This is a genomic window from Pseudomonas sp. C 49-2 (genome assembly GCF_003970195.1).
Lineage (GTDB): Bacteria > Pseudomonadota > Gammaproteobacteria > Pseudomonadales > Pseudomonadaceae > Aquipseudomonas > Aquipseudomonas canadensis.
The window spans coordinates 1-18,826 of sequence record NZ_RXYG01000005.1; the positions used below are offsets into that span (position 1 = coordinate 1).

The 18,826-nt window shown below is 62.1% G+C and carries 18 protein-coding genes; 6 read left to right on the plus strand and 12 right to left on the minus strand.

The features are described 5' to 3' along the window. Positions 1 to 583: 583 nt before the first annotated feature. The 8 genes from EJ576_RS11150 to EJ576_RS11185 form a co-directional block, all read right to left on the minus strand. Positions 584 to 1,759 carry a PotD/PotF family extracellular solute-binding protein gene (locus EJ576_RS11150; RefSeq protein WP_122723958.1) on the minus strand — a complete coding sequence of 392 codons (1,176 nt, stop codon included), beginning with the start codon at positions 1,757 to 1,759 and terminating at the stop codon, positions 584 to 586. Continuing rightward, on the minus strand, positions 1,756 to 2,730 hold the full coding sequence (locus EJ576_RS11155) for a GTP-binding protein (RefSeq protein WP_126570370.1): 975 nt from the start codon (positions 2,728 to 2,730) through the stop codon (positions 1,756 to 1,758). The genes EJ576_RS11150 and EJ576_RS11155 overlap by 4 nt, the downstream gene beginning before the upstream one ends. A gap of 23 nt (positions 2,731 to 2,753) precedes the next feature. Beyond that, entirely contained in the window at positions 2,754 to 3,047 is a 294-nt protein-coding gene (locus EJ576_RS11160) for a hypothetical protein (protein WP_126570371.1), read from the minus strand. A gap of 13 nt (positions 3,048 to 3,060) precedes the next feature. Then, positions 3,061 to 3,810 (minus strand): SDR family NAD(P)-dependent oxidoreductase, encoded by a 750-nt coding sequence (locus EJ576_RS11165; protein ID WP_126570372.1) that lies wholly within the window; start codon positions 3,808 to 3,810, stop codon positions 3,061 to 3,063. Positions 3,811 to 3,946: 136 nt separating this feature from the next. Continuing rightward, the gene (locus EJ576_RS11170; RefSeq protein ID WP_126570373.1) at positions 3,947 to 4,708 is read right to left on the minus strand and encodes an SDR family NAD(P)-dependent oxidoreductase; all 762 of its coding nucleotides are present in this window, start codon (positions 4,706 to 4,708) and stop codon (positions 3,947 to 3,949) included. A 10-nt stretch (positions 4,709 to 4,718) separates the two neighbouring features. After that, the gene (locus EJ576_RS11175; protein ID WP_122723949.1) at positions 4,719 to 6,059 is read right to left on the minus strand and encodes an MFS transporter; all 1,341 of its coding nucleotides are present in this window, start codon (positions 6,057 to 6,059) and stop codon (positions 4,719 to 4,721) included. 25 nt (positions 6,060 to 6,084) lie between these two features. Continuing rightward, entirely contained in the window at positions 6,085 to 6,963 is an 879-nt protein-coding gene (locus EJ576_RS11180; RefSeq protein ID WP_010212857.1) for a polysaccharide deacetylase, read from the minus strand. A gap of 11 nt (positions 6,964 to 6,974) precedes the next feature. Continuing rightward, complete coding sequence (locus EJ576_RS11185; protein WP_126570374.1) at positions 6,975 to 8,297, minus strand: amidase; 1,323 nt, start codon at positions 8,295 to 8,297, stop codon at positions 6,975 to 6,977. A 337-nt stretch (positions 8,298 to 8,634) separates the two neighbouring features. Between EJ576_RS11185 and EJ576_RS11190 the strand changes: the two genes are divergently transcribed. The 6 genes from EJ576_RS11190 to cmoB all read left to right on the plus strand — a co-directional run bounded on the left by EJ576_RS11190 (position 8,635) and on the right by cmoB (position 15,121). Then, entirely contained in the window at positions 8,635 to 9,624 is a 990-nt protein-coding gene (locus EJ576_RS11190) for a GntR family transcriptional regulator (RefSeq protein WP_028618997.1), read from the plus strand. A gap of 92 nt (positions 9,625 to 9,716) precedes the next feature. Further along, positions 9,717 to 12,140, plus strand: coding sequence for an endopeptidase La (gene lon / locus EJ576_RS11195; RefSeq protein ID WP_028618996.1), 2,424 nt, complete (start codon positions 9,717 to 9,719; stop codon positions 12,138 to 12,140). 200 nt (positions 12,141 to 12,340) lie between these two features. After that, positions 12,341 to 12,730, plus strand: a complete 390-nt coding sequence (locus EJ576_RS11200; protein WP_068934720.1) for a protease inhibitor I42 family protein — start codon at positions 12,341 to 12,343, stop codon at positions 12,728 to 12,730. A 1-nt stretch (position 12,731) separates the two neighbouring features. After that, on the plus strand, positions 12,732 to 13,388 hold the full coding sequence (locus EJ576_RS11205) for a lysoplasmalogenase (protein WP_123478303.1): 657 nt from the start codon (positions 12,732 to 12,734) through the stop codon (positions 13,386 to 13,388). Positions 13,389 to 13,424: 36 nt separating this feature from the next. After that, on the plus strand, positions 13,425 to 14,168 hold the full coding sequence (gene cmoA / locus EJ576_RS11210) for a carboxy-S-adenosyl-L-methionine synthase CmoA (RefSeq protein ID WP_126570375.1): 744 nt from the start codon (positions 13,425 to 13,427) through the stop codon (positions 14,166 to 14,168). Then, entirely contained in the window at positions 14,165 to 15,121 is a 957-nt protein-coding gene (cmoB, locus tag EJ576_RS11215; RefSeq protein WP_126570376.1) for a tRNA 5-methoxyuridine(34)/uridine 5-oxyacetic acid(34) synthase CmoB, read from the plus strand. The genes cmoA and cmoB overlap by 4 nt, the downstream gene beginning before the upstream one ends. A gap of 3 nt (positions 15,122 to 15,124) precedes the next feature. Here the strand turns inward: cmoB and tadA are convergent, their stop codons facing one another. The 4 genes from tadA to recO form a co-directional block, all read right to left on the minus strand. Then, entirely contained in the window at positions 15,125 to 15,622 is a 498-nt protein-coding gene (gene tadA / locus EJ576_RS11220; RefSeq protein WP_126570377.1) for a tRNA adenosine(34) deaminase TadA, read from the minus strand. Next, a complete protein-coding gene (locus EJ576_RS11225; protein WP_122724571.1) occupies positions 15,622 to 17,004 on the minus strand; it encodes a multicopper oxidase family protein in 1,383 nt (460 codons plus the stop codon). The genes tadA and EJ576_RS11225 overlap by 1 nt, the downstream gene beginning before the upstream one ends. A gap of 193 nt (positions 17,005 to 17,197) precedes the next feature. Further along, a complete protein-coding gene (gene pdxJ / locus EJ576_RS11230) occupies positions 17,198 to 17,941 on the minus strand; it encodes a pyridoxine 5'-phosphate synthase (RefSeq protein ID WP_122723937.1) in 744 nt (247 codons plus the stop codon). A gap of 51 nt (positions 17,942 to 17,992) precedes the next feature. Then, entirely contained in the window at positions 17,993 to 18,682 is a 690-nt protein-coding gene (recO, locus tag EJ576_RS11235) for a DNA repair protein RecO (RefSeq protein WP_126570378.1), read from the minus strand. Positions 18,683 to 18,826 lie beyond the last annotated feature (144 nt).

Here is an 18,826-nt window from a genome sequence, read left to right on the forward strand (position 1 = left end):
CCGGCATCCCTGCCGGTTTACCCCCCAAATCCCTGCCGAATTCCGGCCAGCGTGTTTGACGGGGCGCCTAAGATCAAAATCAAAAACAAAGCCAGAGCCAGAGCCAGAGCAGATTGGTATCTACCTGATTTAGGAGATCAAAACTGTGGGAGCGGGCTTGCTCGCGAAAGCGGTGGGTCAATTAGAGATGTAATCGCTGATACGCCGCCTTCGCAGGCAAGCCAGCTCCCACATTTGAACTGAGACCGGCTTCCAGAAACCGGTCGGCTACCAGGCCGCCGCGCTTCTGCTTTTGATCTTAGGCGCCCCGTCAAACACGCTGGCCGAACGCAGGCTTGAATCCGTGGGTAACCCGGCAGGACGCCGGGTTAGCCGCGCTGGGCCAAGGATGGCCCATCGCGGCGGCCCACGGATTCAAGCAGGAGTGAGGGCACACCGAGCCTAGGCGAGGTGCCGAGTGTTGGGGCGAAGGCCTTTTGCTTACTTTTGGCTGGGCCGGCTTCCGGCCTTTCCAAAAGTGAGCCGCCGTAAGGGCGGAACCCTAAGCAGCCGTTACCGCAGCAACGGATATGTACTCAATCAATCAAACACACCGAGCCCGCATAAAATCCCCCCACCTGCGCACCAAATAATTATGCTCATCCATCACCGAATTCCACACCGCAATATGCCCCATGCGCACCTCATAAGCCCCCCCATCCCGCACCTCACCCACATCAATCAAAGGCAACCCATCACTCCCCAGCAACTCCTCCCGAGCAGGCTTGCCGGCATACCAGTAATCCCACTCCGCACTGCTCAAGTGATCCCGACTACGCGCCGGATTGCCAATGTAATACCCCTGGCGCGCCATCACCGCCCCAGGCCACCCCGACAACCACCAATTCAAATACGCATAAGCCGCATCCAGCACCGGCCCCTTGGCATGCCGCGATAACGACAATCCACCAAACCACGCGCGATACCCTTCACGCGGCACCGCCAGGCGGTATTTCACCCCGGCGCGATGCAGGCGCATCAAGGTCGGCGACCACAGGCTCTGGATATCGATGCTAGGGCTGAGCATCAATTGCGCCGCTTCTTCATCATCAGACCAGAACGCCGCAAAGTGCCCCTCCTTCTGCTTGCGCACCAGAATGTCAGCCAGCACGTCGATCTCTTCGATGCTCATATTGCCGATGTCCCTGAAACTGGCCAGCCCAGCGCCCTGCACCGCCAATGCAGCATCCAACGCACCAATCGCTGCGTCACTCTGCAAAGCCGTGCGCGCACGCCAGGCGGGGTCCAATAGCCAGCCCCAGCTTTCGTTACCGTGGCAAAAACCTTCGGGCAACCGTTCGGGCCGGTAGGCGAAACTGTCGGCGTTGTGGGTCAGGGGCAACATGCTGATGCGATCGGTGACCGTGCTGCCAAGGCTCCCATCGTGCTGCACGAACAACCGTTCGCTGGGCACACTGCCGCTGCCCAGGCGGTCATCGGGCGACAGGCGCCCACGCTTGGGCAGGTCATTGATCTCGTGCCACAGCGCAATGCGCCGGGTGTCGATGGGCTGGATCGCCCGGGCCGGCCACACGAAGTCGACGTTGTGGAACCATTGGTCGTACAGGTCGTAGCTGTCGGGTTGCATCACCGCAATGCGCTGGGCCTGCTCGACATCGTGCACCTGGTAGACCAGGCGAATACCCAGTTCCTGCTCGGCGCGTACGCGCAGGCATTCAAGCAAGGTGACGGAGGTGCCGAGGACGCGCAGAGTAATCATGCCGCGAACCGCCGCGAGAACACTTCAAACGAGCGCCTTAACAACGCAGGGTCAAGCCCGCGCAGGATAAACACCAGGCGCGATTGCCGGTCGCTGCCCGGCCACGCAGGCAGGTGCACCGGCGCATGCAGGCAATGCTGCACACCATGAATGACGATGGGAGCGTTACTGGCGTTCACGTTGAGCAGCCCTTTGACACGGAGGATTCGTTCGCCGTGGCATCTTAACAGCATCGACAACCACACCCCGAAACCCACCCAGTCCAGGGGCTGGTCGAAAGTCAGGCTGCACACTTGGGCCGCGCCGTGGGTAGCGGTAGTAGTGCGATGCAGTTGCCAGCGACTGACTTCCACGGCGGGTTCGGCGCTGCGCAGACCTTCGCCGAGCAGCAGTTGATCGCCGCTGTGGATGTCGTGGGTATCGAGGATCGGCGTACCGGCATTCAGCGCCTGCAAGTGAGCGCGTAACGCCGTGCAATCGCCAGCCAAGTCGGTCTTGCTCAGCAGCAGGCGATCCGCTGCGGCCACCTGGGCCAGCCATTCCGGGTGCAGGCGTTCTTGCAGAGTGGCGTGGCTGGCGTCGACCAGGGTGATCACCAGGCCGATATGGAAGCGCCCGCGCAATTGCACGTCGTTGTTCAGGGTGGCAAGGATAGGCGCCGGGTCGGCCAGGCCGGTGGTCTCCAGGATCACCCGTTTGAAGGCCGGGATTTCACCGCGCTCGCGGCGTTGCAACAGGCCGAGCAGCGCGTCTTTCAACTCGCCGCGGATCGAACAGCACACGCATCCGCTGGGCAGCAGCACGGTGTCCGGTGCTACCTCTTCCACCAGCAGATGGTCGATGCCGACATCACCGAATTCGTTGATCAGCAGCGCGGTGTCGCCCAGGCTTTCACCCTGCAGCAGGCGCTTGAGCAAGGAGGTCTTGCCGCTGCCAAGGAAGCCGGTGATCACATTCAGAGCCATGCTCATTGTTTACTACCTCAATGATGCCCCTACAAGTCCAAGTGATCCAGCAAGAGGGGGTCGAGGGGGTCCAGCGGACGGCCGAGCATGGTCTCGGCCGCCTGCCAGAGTTGATCCAGGCCGCTGGCCAGTGCCTGCTTACCGGTGGCGCCCAACAGCAGATAAGACGCACCCTGGAAGTCTTCGACCTTGAGCCGGAACACCGCCAGCACCTGATTGATAGCGGCGATTCGGCGCAGGCGTTCGCGGCGTCGGGGCAGTTCGTCGCCCAAAGGGTCGCTCCAGTGCAGGTCTTCGCCGAGCAATCCGCAGAGTCCGCACATGGCTATACCTCACTCATGGCATGACGTCGCCAGAGTTCGGGCCCAGGGTCTGGCCGACGAACAGGTTGCCACCGGGCTCGCTGGCCAGCAGCACCGCCGTTGGTGCAACTTCATCCGCCAGACCGAAGCGCCCCAGAGGCAATTCCTTGGCCTTGGCGCGTTTCCAGTCGTCGCTGATACCGCCCACCAACGGCGTCTCGATCGGGCCTGGCGCGATGGCGTTGACCAGCACATTGTCCTTGGCCACTTCGAGGGCCAGGGACTTGGTGAAACCGATCACCCCGGCCTTGGCGGCGGCGTAATGGGTCAGCTCGGCGCCGCCCTTGATGCCCAGTTGCGAGGCGACGTTGATGATCCGCCCCCAACGCTGCGCGAGCATGTGCGGCAAGGCGCGCTGGCTGGCGACGAATACACTGGTGAGGTCGACACGCAGCATGTCGTTCCACATCTCGATGGACAGGTCGACGCAGCGCGCCTGGGTGAGCATGCCGGCGTTGTTGACCAGGATATCGATGCCGCCGAAGTGTTCGACGCAACGGTCGACACTGGCCTGCGCACCTTCGACGGTGCCGACGTCCGCCAAGCATTCGAACACCTCGGCACCGAGGTTGCGGCAGGTGATCGCTGTTTCCGCGAGGCTGGCGGCGTTACGGTCGGCCAGCACCAGGCGGGCGCCTTCAGCGGCGTAGGCGCGGGCGATGGCGGCACCGATGCCGCTGCCGGCGCCGGTGATCACGGCGCGGCGGCTAAGAAGTTGAGGCATACACACATCTCCTACAGAAAACACAGTTCCAATGTGGGAGGGGGCTTGCCCCCGATTGCAGAGTGTCAGCTACAGATAAGCTGGCTGACACACTGTCATCGGGGGCAAGCCCCCTCCCACATTTGGATCGAGTACATCAGTCCGGCCAGCGTACGGTCAGGCCACCGTCGATGACGATGCTTTGCCCGGTCAGGTAGCTCGACGCGTCACTGGTCAAAAACTGCACCAGCGACGCCACCTCATCCGCCCGCCCTACCCGGCCCAATGGAATCGCGCGCGCCGCTTTGGCCAGGCCTTCCGGCCCCAACGAGTTCTTCGCATCCAGCGACTGCGGCGTCTCGATCAACCCCGGGATCACCGCATTGCAACGAATGCCCTTGGCCGCCAACTCCACCGCCAGCGAACGGCACAACCCCGGCACGCCGGCCTTGGCCGCCGCGTAATGGCTGTGCTCCTGCCAGCCATACACGCCGCCGGCAATCGATGAAATCGCCACTAGCGCACCGCCTTCGCTCATGTGTCGGGTCGCCGCGCGGAACGTGCGCATCACCCCCGTGAGGTCGACATTAAGCATCTCGTCCCACAGCGCGTCGGTCATCTCCAGCAACGGTGCGCGGCGCAGCAGGCCGGCGTTGGCCACGGCGTAATCGAGTCGACCGAAATGCTGAATGGCTTGCGCCGCCAGCGCGTCCACCGAAGCCGTGTCACCCACGTCCAATGGCAACATCCGGCACTCGCCACCCGCCTCTTCCACCCGGCTGACGGTGGTCTGCGGGTCATGGGGATCGGCCGGGTAATACCCGCCCACCACCGCCACGCCATTACGGGCATAGGCCACGGCGAGGGCTTGGCCGATGCCGCTGGCAGCACCGGTAATCAAGGCAACTTTACGGCTCATCAAACACTCCTTACTGAACGGTTTCCGGACGCACATGGCGTGCGGCAAACATCAAGGCGCCGGACAGGAAGCACGGCAGCGCGCCGAACCACAGCGCGGCGGTCTGCCAGTCGCTGCCGGCGGACAACACCTGGGTCGCGCCAAAACCTGCGACCACCGCGCCGATCGGGCCCATGGCGTGGATGATTGCGCCACCGGTGGCGCGGATGCTGGTGGGGAAACTCTCACTGATAAAGAACAACGCCGCCGAGTAAGGCCCGATCAGGAAGAACAAGCCCAGGCTGTATAGCCCGACCACCATCGGCATATTGCTCGGGCCAAACAGCATCCCGGCGAACGACAGGCCGCCAAGCATCCAGCCCAGGCCGATCACGTTGCGACGGCCGATCTTGTCGCCCATCCAGCCGTGGCTGAGGTAACCGCAATAGCCCACCAGGTTCGACAGCACGAGGATGATCAGCGAGTTCTCGAACGAGATGTGGTGCACGCTGATGATCACCGAGGTACCGAGCACGCTGAACACCTGGATCGCCGCCCAGTTGAGCAACAGTGCCGCGCCGATCACCAGGGTGGCGCGACGCGCCGGGCCACGGAACGCAGCTTTAAGGCCGGCCTTGCTGTGCTCGTCGTAGTCCACGCCGTAGGTCATGGCGACGTTTTGCGCTTCTGTCACTGCACCGCTTTTACGCAATTGGCTGATGCGCTGGTGGATCTGGAACTGCGGGCTCTCCTTGAGCTTGCGCGCCATGATCGCGATGACGATGGCCGGGATCGCGGCGAAGATGAAGCAGCCCTGCCAGCCAATGATCGGCAGCAACAGCGCGGTCAAACCGGCGGCAATCAAAGCACCTACCGGCCAGCCGCCTTGCACCAGGCTGTAGATAAAACCACGGCGTTTGGTAAGACGCGGATCTTGCGAAGCGCCATACAACTCACTCAAGTAAGTGGCGTTGACGGTTTCTTCGGCATAACCCAAACCACCCAACGAACGGATCAGGATCAGCGGCGACTTGCCCCATGCGCCGCCAATCGCAGTCAGCGCCGAGCACAGCGCGGAACCTGCCACCGTGAAGATGATGCCGGTGCGGCGCCCCAATTTGTCCACCACCGGGCCAATGGCAAACGCCACCACTGCCGTGCCCACCGCCACCCACGTCGCGATTTCAGCTTGCTCCACTTCACCCCAGCCAAAATGCCGGCCGATCTCCGGCAGCAACGTGCCAAACAGAATGAAGTCATACACCGCAAACACCCAGGCGAAAAACGCGATCCAGGTGGCGAAACGCACCTCCTTGGAGCTCAGTTGCCGGGGTTTCCAGCCAGTCAGGTCAAGCTTGTTGTAGATGGACATGGGTCGCGCCTCGGGGATTAAGGAGTCAGGTACGGGGTTGGCGGCGGATGAAGTCGTCGGCGATTTCGTCGAAGGTGACGAAGCGCACGCCGGCATGGCTCTGGATGTGTTCGATCAGGCGCTCAAGCATCAGCAGCACTTGCGGGCGGCCGGAGACGTCGGGGTGGATGGTCATGGTGAACACCGCGTGTTCGTGTTCGCGGTAGACCCAGTCAAACTGGTCGCGCCACATTTCTTCGAGGTGACGCGGGTTGACGAAGCCGTGGCTGTTGGGGGCTTTCTTGATGAACATCATCGGCGGCAGGTCGTCCAGGTACCAGTTGGCCGGGATCTCCACCAGATCGGTTTCTTCGCCGCGCACCAGCGGTTTCATCCAGGTGTCGGGGTGCTGGCTGTAGTCGATCTTGGTCCAGCTGTCGCCCTTGCGCACGTAGTAGGGGTGGAAGTCGTTGTGCATCAGGCTGTGGTCGTACTTGATGCCTTTTTTCAGCAGCAGTTCGTTGGTGACCTTGCTGAATTCCCACCACGGCGCCACGTAACCCGTCGGGCGTTTGCCGGTGACCTGGGTGATCAGCTCGATGGATTTATCCAGGACGATTTCTTCCTGCTCGGCGGTCATGGCGATGGGGTTTTCGTGGCTGTAGCCGTGCACACCAATTTCGTGACCGGCGTCGGCCACGGCCTTCATCTGCTCGGGGAAGGTTTCCATCGAGTGGCCGGGGATAAACCAGGTGGTACGCAGGCCGTAGCGTTCAAACAACTTGAGCAGGCGCGGCGCGCCGACTTCACCGGCGAACAGGCCACGGGAGATATCGTCCGGCGAATCTTCGCCGCCATAGGAACCGAGCCAGCCGGCGACGGCGTCAACGTCGACGCCGAATGCACAGAGGATGTCTTTAGCCATGATGTGTCTCCTTAAATAGTGAGTACGGATTCGACGGACAACGCTGCGCGCAGCAGGCGAGCGTCTTCCCCCGTCGGGCCGCTGAGCAGCAGCCCGGTGGGCAGGCCCTGGGCATCGCGGCCGCTGGGCAGGGTCACGCCGGGCATGTCGAGCAAACTGCCGGGCATGGTCAGGCGCAGGGTGGCGAGGTTGGTTTTCACAAACAGGTCGTCGTCGGCTTCCAGCGGCGCCGACGCCGGGGCGACGTGGGCAACGGTCGGGGTGATCAGGAGGGCGCCGTCGAGGTCGTCGACCAGTTGCTGTTGCAGGCGGCGGCGGGCGTCGACCAGGTGCAGAAGCTGGCTGGCCGGCAGCGTGCGCGCAGCTTCGAGGCGGCGGCGTACACGCGGGTCGAGTTGTTCCGCGTCGGGGCTGTCGAGCAAGGCTTCGTGCAGGGCAAAGGCTTCGAAGGAACCGAGCCAGCCGTGGTGTTTGATCAGGTCCAGGGTGGCCTGGAAGGTCGAGCATTCACGCACCTCGATCAGCGCGCCGTGGGCCTTGAGTTGCTCTGCGGCGCGCAGCAGGTTGTTGCGCACGGCGGGTTCGACGTCTTGTTGCGACAGCACAAAACGCTGGCCCTTGAGGCTGCGAGCGGTGTGGGTTTGAATGCGGCCATGCAGCAGATCGTCGATGGCCAGGGCATCACGCACGCTGCGAGTCAGCGGGCCGAGGCTGTCGAGGGTGTGCGCCAGGGGGAACACGCCGTCGCGGCTGTAGCGTCGGCTGCTGCTGCGGTAACCCACCAGGCCGTTGAACGCCGATGGGATGCGGATCGAACCGGCGGTGTCGGTGCCCATGGCGATGGGCACGATTCCGGCGGCAACGGCCACGGCTGAACCGGACGACGAACCACCAGGAATGCGTGGTTGGTCAGTGCCAAGGGGATTGTGCGGCGTGCCGAAATGCGGGTTCAGGCCCAGGCCGGAATAGGCCAGCTCGCTGAGGTTGGTCTTGCCCACGCTGACCATCCCGGCGCGGCACAGCAGACCCACGGTCGGTGCGTCGAGCAACGCAGCGGGCGCGTTACGGCGGTAAGCGGCGCCCGCAGTGGTGATGCTGCCGGCCACATCGAACAGATCCTTCCAGGCCAATGGCACGCCATCGAATCCGCTCAACGGCTGCCCGGCGCGCCAACGGGCGGCAGAGGCTTCGGCTTCGCGGCGCGCACGCTCGGCGGTCAGGTTGATAAAGACTGCCGGGGCCCGGCTCGCCTTTTCGAGTGCCTGCTCAAGGGCTTGCACAGGGTCGCTGCGACCGCTGGCGAAATCCTCGGCCATTGAAGTGGCGTCTGACATCAAGGTGCCCCTCACAAAATGTACTTATTAATAAAATATACATTTTTAAGAGGCAGATTTCGTGCCAGTTTTTCTCAGGCAGCTTTTACGCAGTCGGAGGATTTTGCCCAGAGCTACGGGATAGATGGTGTTAACCAGTCGGAAAAAATCTTGCAAGGCCGCAGGAAAGCGCCTTCAATGAAATAATGTATCTTTTATTAATAAATACATTTTGGTGCATAAAAGTAACATTCCCTCATTCCGAGCCCCACAAAGGTGCCGCCGCTGTGGCGCAGGGTGACAGGCGCAACTTATGAGAGAATCCCCGGCCACCGTCCCACAAGCCCCAGAGAAAGCGATGAAAGCAGCGTCCGCCCCGGCCTCCCGTTACGCGATGATTCACCAGGTATTGCGTGATGCGATCGTCAACGGCACCGCGCGCCACGGCCTGGTCTTGTTGGAAGCGCCGTTGGCCGAATTGTTCGGCACCAGCCGTGTGCCGGTGCGCCGAGCACTGGACCTGTTGCATGAGGAAGGGCTGATTTGCCGCTTCAACGGCCGGGGCTACCTGATCAACCCCGACGGCCTGGCGATGGAGCCGCTGCGCCTGCCCTTGAGCCATGCGCACTTGGGCCTCAACGGCGAAGATGAGTTGGTGGACACGCGGCCGCTGGGCGAGCGCATCGTCGAAGAGATCGGCGCGGCGCTGTCCACCTGCATCGCTTTCGGCCATTACCGCCTGGACGAACAGGCCGCCGCCGACCACTACGGCGTCAGCCGCGCGGTGGTGCGTGAAGCGCTGATGCGCCTGCGTGACCGAGGCCTAGTGGAAAAAGAGCCCTACTCCCAATGGCTGGCCGGCCCCTTGACCGCCCGTGAAGTCACCGAAGACTACGAGCTGCGCGCCTGCCTGGAGCCCGAAGCCTTGCGCCAAAGCGCCCCAAACCTCGACCGCCAATTGCTGGAAGCCATGTTGCAACGCGTGCTGGACGCTCAGGACAGCCCCCACTGCAGCCTGGAGGCCATCGAACAGATCGAGGAGGACTTGCACCAGCGCTGTCTCGCCGGCCTGCAGAACCGCAAGATCGCGGCGCTGATCCGCCAAGGACAAAGCCCTATGATCATCAGCCGGATTTTTTACCGTTTGCTGGGGATCGGCGCCGATCCGGCCATGCTGGCCGAACATCGCCTGATTCTGGAATTGCTGCTGCACGGCGCATTTGATGCGGCGGCGTTGAACCTGCGTGAGCATCTGCAACGCGCACGGCAGCGCATGCTGCAACGATTGAAAGTGTTGTCAGTGCTGCCAGAACAGCCATTGCCGAGCTACCTGCACAAGATCAGCTGAATTCATGCAATTTGTTGCTAACTTCACGCGACCATTGAAACCACCGCTACCCCGCCCCATCTAACCTGCATACTTCCTTATGCAGGTGCCCCATGAGCGACCAGCAAGAATTCCCTGATTACGACCTCAACGACTACGCCGACCCCGAAAACGCCGAACACGAAGCGTCATCCAATACCGGCCTGGCGCTGCCCGGGCAAAACCTGCCGGACAAGGTCTATATCATCCCGATCCACAACCGGCCCTTTTTCCCGGCGCAAGTGCTGCCGGTGATCGTCAATGAAGAGCCGTGGGCCGAGACCCTGGAGCTGGTGAGCAAATCCGACCACCACTCCCTGGCCCTGTTCTTCATGGAAACCCCGCCGGAAGACCCACGCCACTTCGATACCTCCGCCCTGCCGCTGTACGGCACCCTGGTGAAGGTGCACCACGCCAGCCGCGAAAACGGCAAGCTGCAATTCGTCGCCCAGGGCCTGACCCGCGTGCGCATCAAGACCTGGCTCAAGCACCACCGCCCACCGTACCTGGTGGAAGTCGAATACCCGCACCAGCCGAGCGAGCCGACCGACGAGGTCAAGGCCTACGGCATGGCGCTGATCAATGCGATCAAGGAACTGCTGCCACTCAACCCGCTGTACAGCGAAGAGTTGAAGAATTACCTCAACCGCTTCAGCCCCAACGACCCGTCGCCACTCACCGACTTCGCTGCCGCACTGACGTCGGCCACCGGTAACGAGTTGCAGGAAGTGCTGGACTGCGTGCCCATGCTCAAGCGCATGGAAAAAGTGCTGCCGATGCTGCGCAAAGAGGTCGAAGTCGCGCGCCTGCAAAAAGAACTGTCCGCCGAGGTGAACCGCAAGATCGGTGAGCACCAGCGCGAGTTCTTCCTCAAGGAACAGCTCAAGGTCATCCAACAGGAACTGGGCCTGACCAAGGACGATCGCAGCGCGGACGTCGAACAGTTCGAGCAACGCCTGGAAGGCAAAGTGCTGCCGCCCCAGGCGAAAAAACGCATCGATGAAGAATTGAACAAACTCTCGATCCTCGAAACCGGTTCGCCGGAATACGCGGTGACCCGCAATTACCTGGACTGGGCCACCTCGGTGCCGTGGGGCGTGTATGGCGAGGACAAACTCGACCTGAAACATGCGCGAAAAGTGCTGGATAAACACCACGCGGGCCTGGATGACATCAAGAGCCGCATCCTCGAATTCCTTGCGGTGGGCGCCTACAAAGGCGAAGTCGCCGGCTCCATCGTGCTGCTGGTCGGCCCGCCGGGCGTGGGCAAGACCAGCGTGGGTAAATCCATCGCCGAGTCCCTGGGCCGGCCGTTCTATCGCTTCAGTGTCGGCGGCATGCGCGACGAGGCCGAGATCAAAGGCCATCGCCGCACCTACATCGGCGCCCTGCCGGGCAAGCTGGTGCAGGCGCTCAAGGATGTGGAAGTGATGAACCCGGTGATCATGCTCGATGAGATCGACAAGATGGGCCAAAGCTTCCAGGGCGACCCGGCGTCGGCCTTGCTGGAAACCCTCGATCCGGAGCAGAACGTCGAATTCCTCGACCACTACCTGGACCTGCGCCTGGACCTGTCCAAAGTGCTGTTCGTGTGCACCGCCAACACCCTGGACTCCATCCCAGGTCCATTGTTGGACCGTATGGAAGTGATTCGCCTGTCGGGCTATATCACCGAAGAAAAGATCGCCATCGCCAAGCGCCACCTATGGCCGAAACAGCTGGAAAAAGCCGGCGTGTCGAAAAACAGCCTGACCATCAGCGACGGCGCGCTGCGTGCATTGATCGATGGCTATGCGCGGGAAGCCGGCGTGCGTCAGTTGGAAAAACAACTGGGCAAACTGGTGCGCAAAGCCGTGGTCAAGTTGTTGGACGAGCCGGACTCGGTGATCAAGATCGGCAACAAGGATCTGGAGAGTTCCCTGGGCATCCCAGTGTTTCGCAATGAGCAAGTATTGTCCGGCACCGGTGTCATCACGGGGCTGGCCTGGACCAGCATGGGCGGCGCGACCTTGCCGATCGAGGCGACGCGTATCCACACGCTCAATCGCGGTTTCAAACTCACCGGGCAGTTGGGTGAAGTGATGAAGGAGTCCGCGGAAATCGCCTACAGCTACATCAGCTCGAACCTGAAGTCGTTTGGCGGTGATGCGAAGTTCTTCGATGAGGCCTTCGTGCACTTGCATGTGCCGGAAGGTGCAACACCGAAAGACGGCCCGAGCGCCGGTGTGACCATGGCCAGTGCGTTGTTGTCCCTGGCGCGCAACCAACCGCCGAAGAAAGGCGTGGCAATGACCGGCGAGCTGACGTTGACCGGCCATGTGCTGCCGATTGGCGGCGTGCGCGAGAAGGTGATTGCGGCGCGGCGCCAGAAGATCCATGAGCTGATCCTGCCGGAGCCGAACCGTGGCAGCTACGAAGAGTTGCCGGAATACCTGAAGGAAGGCATGACGGTGCACTTTGCCAAGCGCTTTGCGGATGTGGCGAAAGTGCTCTTCTGAGAGTTATGTAGTGCCTGGTCTGGCCTCATCGCGGGCAAGCCCGGCTCCCACAGGGATCGGTGTTGTTGATGACAAATCGGTCAAATGTGGGAGCGGGCTTGCCCGCGATGGCGTCTGTCGCAACAACACAAATCCCTCTTGTCACACCTTGTCTCATCTTCGGTTATGCTCGCCCTTCGTCGTGAATCAACGGAGCCCCCATGACCGCTGCCCGCCTGCTTCTCCCCTTGAGCCTTGCCCTGCTGGCCGCGTGCGCCAGTGCACCGAAGCAAAATATCACCGTGGACAATCAGAGCGCCTGCCCGCTCCAGCTCAAAAGCGGACAAAACCTGATCCTCACCCTGCCAAGCAACCCCACCACCGGCTACCGTTGGGCCATCCAGGATTCCGCTGGCGGCGTGCTGCGCGCGTTGAGCCCCGAGGTCTACAGCAGCACGGAATCCGGCGTGATCGGTGGCGGCGGCCAGTCGACCTGGCGCTTCCAGGCTTTCGCCACCGGCCAGGGTCGTTTGCGCCTGACCTCCCAGCAACCCTGGGAACCGGAAGCCGAACCCGTCGAAACCTTTGACTGCGCCATCACGGTGAACTGATATGCCATGGCTGATTCTTGCGTTGATGGGCGCCGGCACCTTTATCTACGGCCTTGCCACCCATGCCACCTTGTTGTGCCTGCTGGTCAAACCGTTGCCGGTACTGGCACTGCTGGGCTGGCTGCATGACGCGCCGCCCACCGACTATCGACGCTGGATCAGCCTGGGGCTGATCTTTTCCCTGGTGGGCGATGTACTGCTCGCCTGGCCGGGCGACCTGTTCATCTTCGGCTTGGGTGCCTTCCTGTTTGCGCATTTGGCGTACCTCAAAGCCTATTTCAGTGACTGTCGCCGCTTGGCGCTGCTGCCGCTGGTATTGGCGCTGGGCGTGGGCGCGATCCTGCTGAGCATCCTGATCTCCCATGGCCTGGGCGACCTGCTGATTCCAGTGGTGGTTTATGCAACCGTGATCAGTGCCATGCTCTGGCGTGCGTTGGCGCGACTGGGCAGCGACGTGCCGAAACGCTCGGCATGGCTGGCGGCGGCAGGTGCGGTGTCGTTTGTGTTTTCTGACACGCTGATTGGTATCAATCGGTTTGTGGTGGCGTTCGATGCAGCGCCTTATTTGCTGATCACCACGTATTGGCTGGGCCAGTGGGGCATCACTGCCTCGGCTTTCCATCAGACAACCCGCGCACATGAGGGCCAACTTGGCTAAAATGCCGGCCTTTCCCCAATCGTCGCCGGAACAACCGTGAGCAAAGAACCCGATCGCCTATTCGCCCAGCCCCTGCCCCAGGTGCCGGACTTCGCCTTTAACGAGGACGTGGTGCGGGTGTTCCCGGACATGATCAAGCGCTCGGTGCCCGGCTACCCGACCATCGTCGAGAACCTCGGCGTACTCGCCGCGCAGTTCGCCCAACCCAACAGCGTGCTGTATGACCTGGGATCCTCGCTTGGCGCGGTGACCCAGGCCCTGCGCCGCCATGTGCGCACCGACGGTTGCCGGGTGATCGCGGTGGATAACTCGGCTGCGATGGTCGAGCGTTGCCGTGAATACCTCAATGGCCAGGACTCGATGTTCCAGGAGCTGCTGCCGGTCGAGGTCATCGAGGGCGATATCCTCGCGCTGCAGTTCCAGCCGGCCTCGGTGGTGGCGTTGAACTTCACCCTGCAATTCATCGCACCCGATGAGCGCCTGGCGCTGCTCTCGCGCATCCGCCAATCATTGTTGCCGGGCGGTGCATTGACCCTTTCGGAAAAGCTGCGCTTCAATGATCCCGAAGAACACGCGCTGCTCACCGATCTGCACATCGCGTTCAAACGCGCCAACGGCTACAGCGAACTGGAAATCGCCCAGAAGCGCAGCGCCATCGAAAACGTCATGAAGCCCGACAGCCTCGAAGAACACCGCGAACGCCTGTTGGCGGCGGGGTTCTCGACAGTCGTGCCGTGGTTCCAGTGTCTTAACTTTGCCTCGTTGATTGCCTTGCCATGATTGATTTGTCCCCCCTCGCCCGCCATCTGGTCGGCACTCCTTTGGCCGTGTGGGCCCAGGGCCTGCAAGCGCAACTCGATAGCAAGATGGAAAAGGGTCATGGCGACCTGGAGCGCTGGCAAAGTGCGCTGGATGCACTGCCAAAAATCCAGCCCAGCGAAGTGGATTTGCTCAATGGCCTGACACTCAATACCGACTGCGACGAAGACACCCGCGTGCAGATGCATGCCGCGCTGATGGGCCTGAGCCCTTGGCGCAAAGGACCGTTTCACCTGTTCGGCGTGCATGTGGACACCGAATGGCGCTCGGACTGGAAGTGGTCCCGCGTGGCACCGCACCTGAACCTGAAGGGCAAGCGTATCCTCGACGTGGGCTGCGGCAACGGTTACTACATGTGGCGCATGCTCGGCGCCGGGGCCGACAGCGTGATTGGCGTTGATCCGAACTGGTTGTTCTTCTGTCAGTTCCAGGCGGTTCAGCGTTATCTGTCAGAACCCAAGGCTTGGCACCTGCCGTTCCCGTTCGAAGACCTGCCGTCGAATCTGGAAGGCTTCGACACAGTGTTTTCCATGGGAGTGTTTTATCACCGCCGTTCGCCTATCGAGCATTTGCTCGCGCTGAAAGACACCCTGGTCAAGGGCGGCGAACTGGTCTTGGAAACCCTGGTGGTCGAAGGCGATCAGCAACAAGTGCTGGTGCCGGAAGATCGCTACGCGCAGATGCGCAACGTGTGGTTCCTGCCGTCGGTGCCAGCGTTGATGCTGTGGCTGCGGCGTGCCGGGTTCAGTGATGTGCGCTGTGTGGATGTGAGCGTCACCACCGTCGAGGAACAGCGTGGGACAGAGTGGATGAAGTACCAGTCGCTGAGTGATTTCCTTGATCCGGAAGATCACAGCAAAACCATCGAAGGGCTGCCGGCGCCGATGCGGGCCGTGATCATCGCCCGCAAATAAACCTCAAAGGGACGGCTTGGCTCTTCGCGCCTTGAAGAACTCGCTCAAGACCGTCCCGCATTCCTCGGCCAACACCCCTCCTTCAAACAGCACCTTATGATTGAGAAAGCCCTGGGTAAAAAACTGCCCCTGGCTTTGCACGATCCCCGCCTTGGGTTCCAGCGCGCCATACACCACCCGTGCAATCCGCGAATGCACGATCAGCCCCGCACACATGCTGCACGGCTCCAAAGTCACATACAGGGTGCTGCCCACCAGGCGGTAATTGCTGATAGCTTGCGCGGCGGCGCGGATGGCGACCATTTCGGCATGGGCGCTTGGGTCGTTGCCGCTGATGGGGCAGTTGAAGCCACGGCCGATGATTTCACCGCCCTGCACCAACACAGCGCCTACGGGGACTTCACCCAATGCAGCGCCTTGGGCGGCAAGGGCCAGGGCTGCGCGCATGAAGTCCTGGTCGCGGCTGCGGTCGATGATCGCGGTGGGGCGAAACTGACGCATCACGCCACCTCGATAGCGGCCATCAGGCCGGTTTCCATATGGTCGATCACATGGCAGTGGAACATCCACACCCCAGGGTTATCTGCCACCAGCGCCACGCGGGCGCGCTCGTTTTTACCCAGCAGATAGGTGTCGGTGAAATACGGGATCACCTTGTGGCGGTTCGAGGCGATCACCTTGAAGCTCATGCCGTGCAGGTGGATCGGGTGCTGATACTGGGTCATGTTCTTCAATTCAAAAATGTAACTCTTGCCCTTTTCCAGCTTGGCAATCGGGCGATCGGCGCAGGTCTTGTCGGTGATGTCCCAGGCCTTGCCGTTGATCTGCCACAGGCTGGGTGGCTTGCCGTTGTCGGTATTGACCGAGACCGAACCCACCCACTCGAAATTGAAGTTGAGTTTCTCGGCATTGGCCAGGTCCGGCTCGGCAATCGGGTTGGCCGGCAGCGCTGGCGGCCATTCGGTCGGCGCGTCGGTGTTGGTCACCGAACGGAAGGTGCCCAGGCGCACCGGACCATTGCGGATCGACAGTTCTTCGCCGGCCGGCGGTGCCTTGATCGCCAGGCAGATGCGCATGCCCGGGCCCAGCCAGTATTCCTTGCCAAGCGGTCGCGGCTCAATGGGGTTACCGTCCAGCGCGTAGATCTGCGCTTCAACGTCGGGAATATTGATGCGATAGGTCAAGGTGTTGTCGAGGTTGAGCAGCCGCACGCGCGTAATCTGCCCGGCCGGCAGATCGATCACTGCCTGGGACACGCCGTTGATCGTCGACAGCCGCCCCGCCGTGCCGCCACGCGCCGCTTCACGGGGAATGCTGAAGGCCACGAAAGCGCCCTCTTCGTCCACGTGCCAGCTTTTCAGGCTTAGCGTGCGTTCATGTTTGAAACCGGTGGGTTCGCGTTCCTCGATGATCAGCGGGCCGACCAGGCCACGGCCCAGTTCTTCGCTGCTGTTCACGTGGGGGTGATACCAGTAGCTGCCGGCGTCGGGCACGCGGAATTTGTAATCGAAATATTCACCGGGCAGCACCGGCAATTGCGAGACATAGGGTACGCCGTCCATTTCCAGTGGCAGGCGGATGCCATGCCAGTGAATGGTCGTGGCGACCGGCAGGTGGTTGATAAAACGCACCCGCAGCCAGTCGCCCTGGCGCACGCGCAACTCGGTGCCCGGCGCGGATGGGCCGAATGCCCAGGCTTCGGTCTTGTGCCCCGGTACCAGTTCCACGTCCAGCGGTGCGGCAATCAGTTCGTAATCGTGCCCGGCCTCGGCCTCGGCGACTTTCCCCAGCCAGTAGCGGTAGGCGCCACCGGCACCGACGCCCACTACGGCCAGGCCTGCAAGGCCACCCAGGATTTGTCGACGGGAAAAGGATCGGGACACAACAACCTCACGTATCTGCCGCAGGCCCAGGGCCTGCAAAGGGAAGATACGATACACCTGCCCCGGCTAAACAGTAAGGCTTCGCATGTGGGAGGGGGCTTGCCCCCGATGGCAGTGTGTCAGCCATAGATGAGGCGGCTGACACTCTGCCATCGGGGGCAAGCCCCCTCCCACATTGGGTCTTCATGCTTTTTTAGTGCTTGGCGGCGGCCAGGATCAGGGCTTTCATCTCGGCGACGGCGCCCTTGAAGCCGACGAACAGCGCATGAGCCACCAGCGCATGCCCGATGTTCAGCTCGTTGATGCCCTTGATCGCGGCCACGGCTTCGACGTTGTGATAGTGCAGGCCGTGGCCGGCGTTGACGATCAGGCCTTCCTTGAGGCCGCAGCTCACGCCGTCGATGATGCGCTGCAGTTCGTCGGCCACTTCGGTGGGTGTGATGGCATCGGCGTAACGGCCGGTGTGCAACTCGATGGCCGGTGCACCGACACGGCGTGAAGCTTCAATCTGGCGCTCGTCGGCGTCGATGAACAGTGAGACTTCACTGCCGATTTTCGACAGGCGCTCCACGGCAGCCTTGATCCGTGCTTCCTGGCCGGCCACGTCGAGGCCGCCTTCGGTGGTCAGTTCCTGGCGGGTTTCCGGCACCAGGCAGATGTGCGCCGGGCGGATGCGCTCGGCGAACTGCATCATTTCTTCGGTGACGCCCATTTCGAAGTTCATGCGGGTTTGCAGCACCTCCTTGAGCATCAGCACGTCACGCTCCTGAATGTGGCGGCGGTCTTCGCGCAGGTGCACGGTGATACCGTCGGCACCCGCTTCTTCGGCGTCCAGCGCAGCCTTGACCGGGTCAGGGTAACGGGTGCCCCGGGCCTGGCGCAGGGTAGCGACGTGGTCGATGTTGACGCCAAGAAGAATGCGATTGCTGGTGGTCACGGAAGCGCTCCTGAAAAGGGAAAGAAACGCTGCACAGCATACACGGGGTTGTCAGGGCTTTCGAAACAACTCGCGACTGACCAACGGCCGTCCGCCCAAGTGCACGGCCAGGGCCTGGCGCATCAGGCGCTTGGCGGCGGACAAGGCGCCGGGGGCGCTCCAGTCGGCTTCGCTCATGGCCAGCAATTCCGTGCCTTGAAACAGGCCGGGTTGCAGCAGGTAGACGCGTTCGAGACCGGCATCGACTTGCAGGCGGTACATGCCATCAGCGGCGATGGGGTCGCCGTGCAGGTCGTTGGCCAGTTCAAAGCCGTAACCCAGGTCATCGAGCAGGCGCCATTCGAAGGCGCGCAGCAGCGGCTCCAAGGGACGACCTTCGGCCAGGGCCAACAGTGTGGCGGCATAGTGATCGAAGACTGCCGGATGGGGGTCTTCGGCAGGGAGCAAGCGGATCAACAGTTCATTGAGGTAGAGACCGCTGAACAGCGCCTCGCCATTGAGCCAGGCAGAAGTGCCGACGCTTTCCATGCGACCGACATTTTTCAGCTCGCCCTTGCCGCGAAACTCCACATCCAGGGCCACGAAGGGCCGCGCCAACGTGCCCGCCTTGCCCCGCGCACTGCGCAAGACAGCGCGCAAGCGACCTTGGGGCGTGAGGAAGTCCACCAGAGCGCTGGTCTCGCGGTAGGCGCGGCTGTGCAGGACGTAAGCGAGTTGGCTGGGGGGTGGGGATTGGGACATGGCTGCTCACTGCTGGAATGCACTGTTGAAAACTACACAAACCTAATGTGGGAGGGGGCTTGCCCCCGATGGCGGTGTGTCAGTCACTTGTTTTTCAACTGACCCACCGCTATCGGGGGCAAGCCCCCTCCCACATTTCAGCCC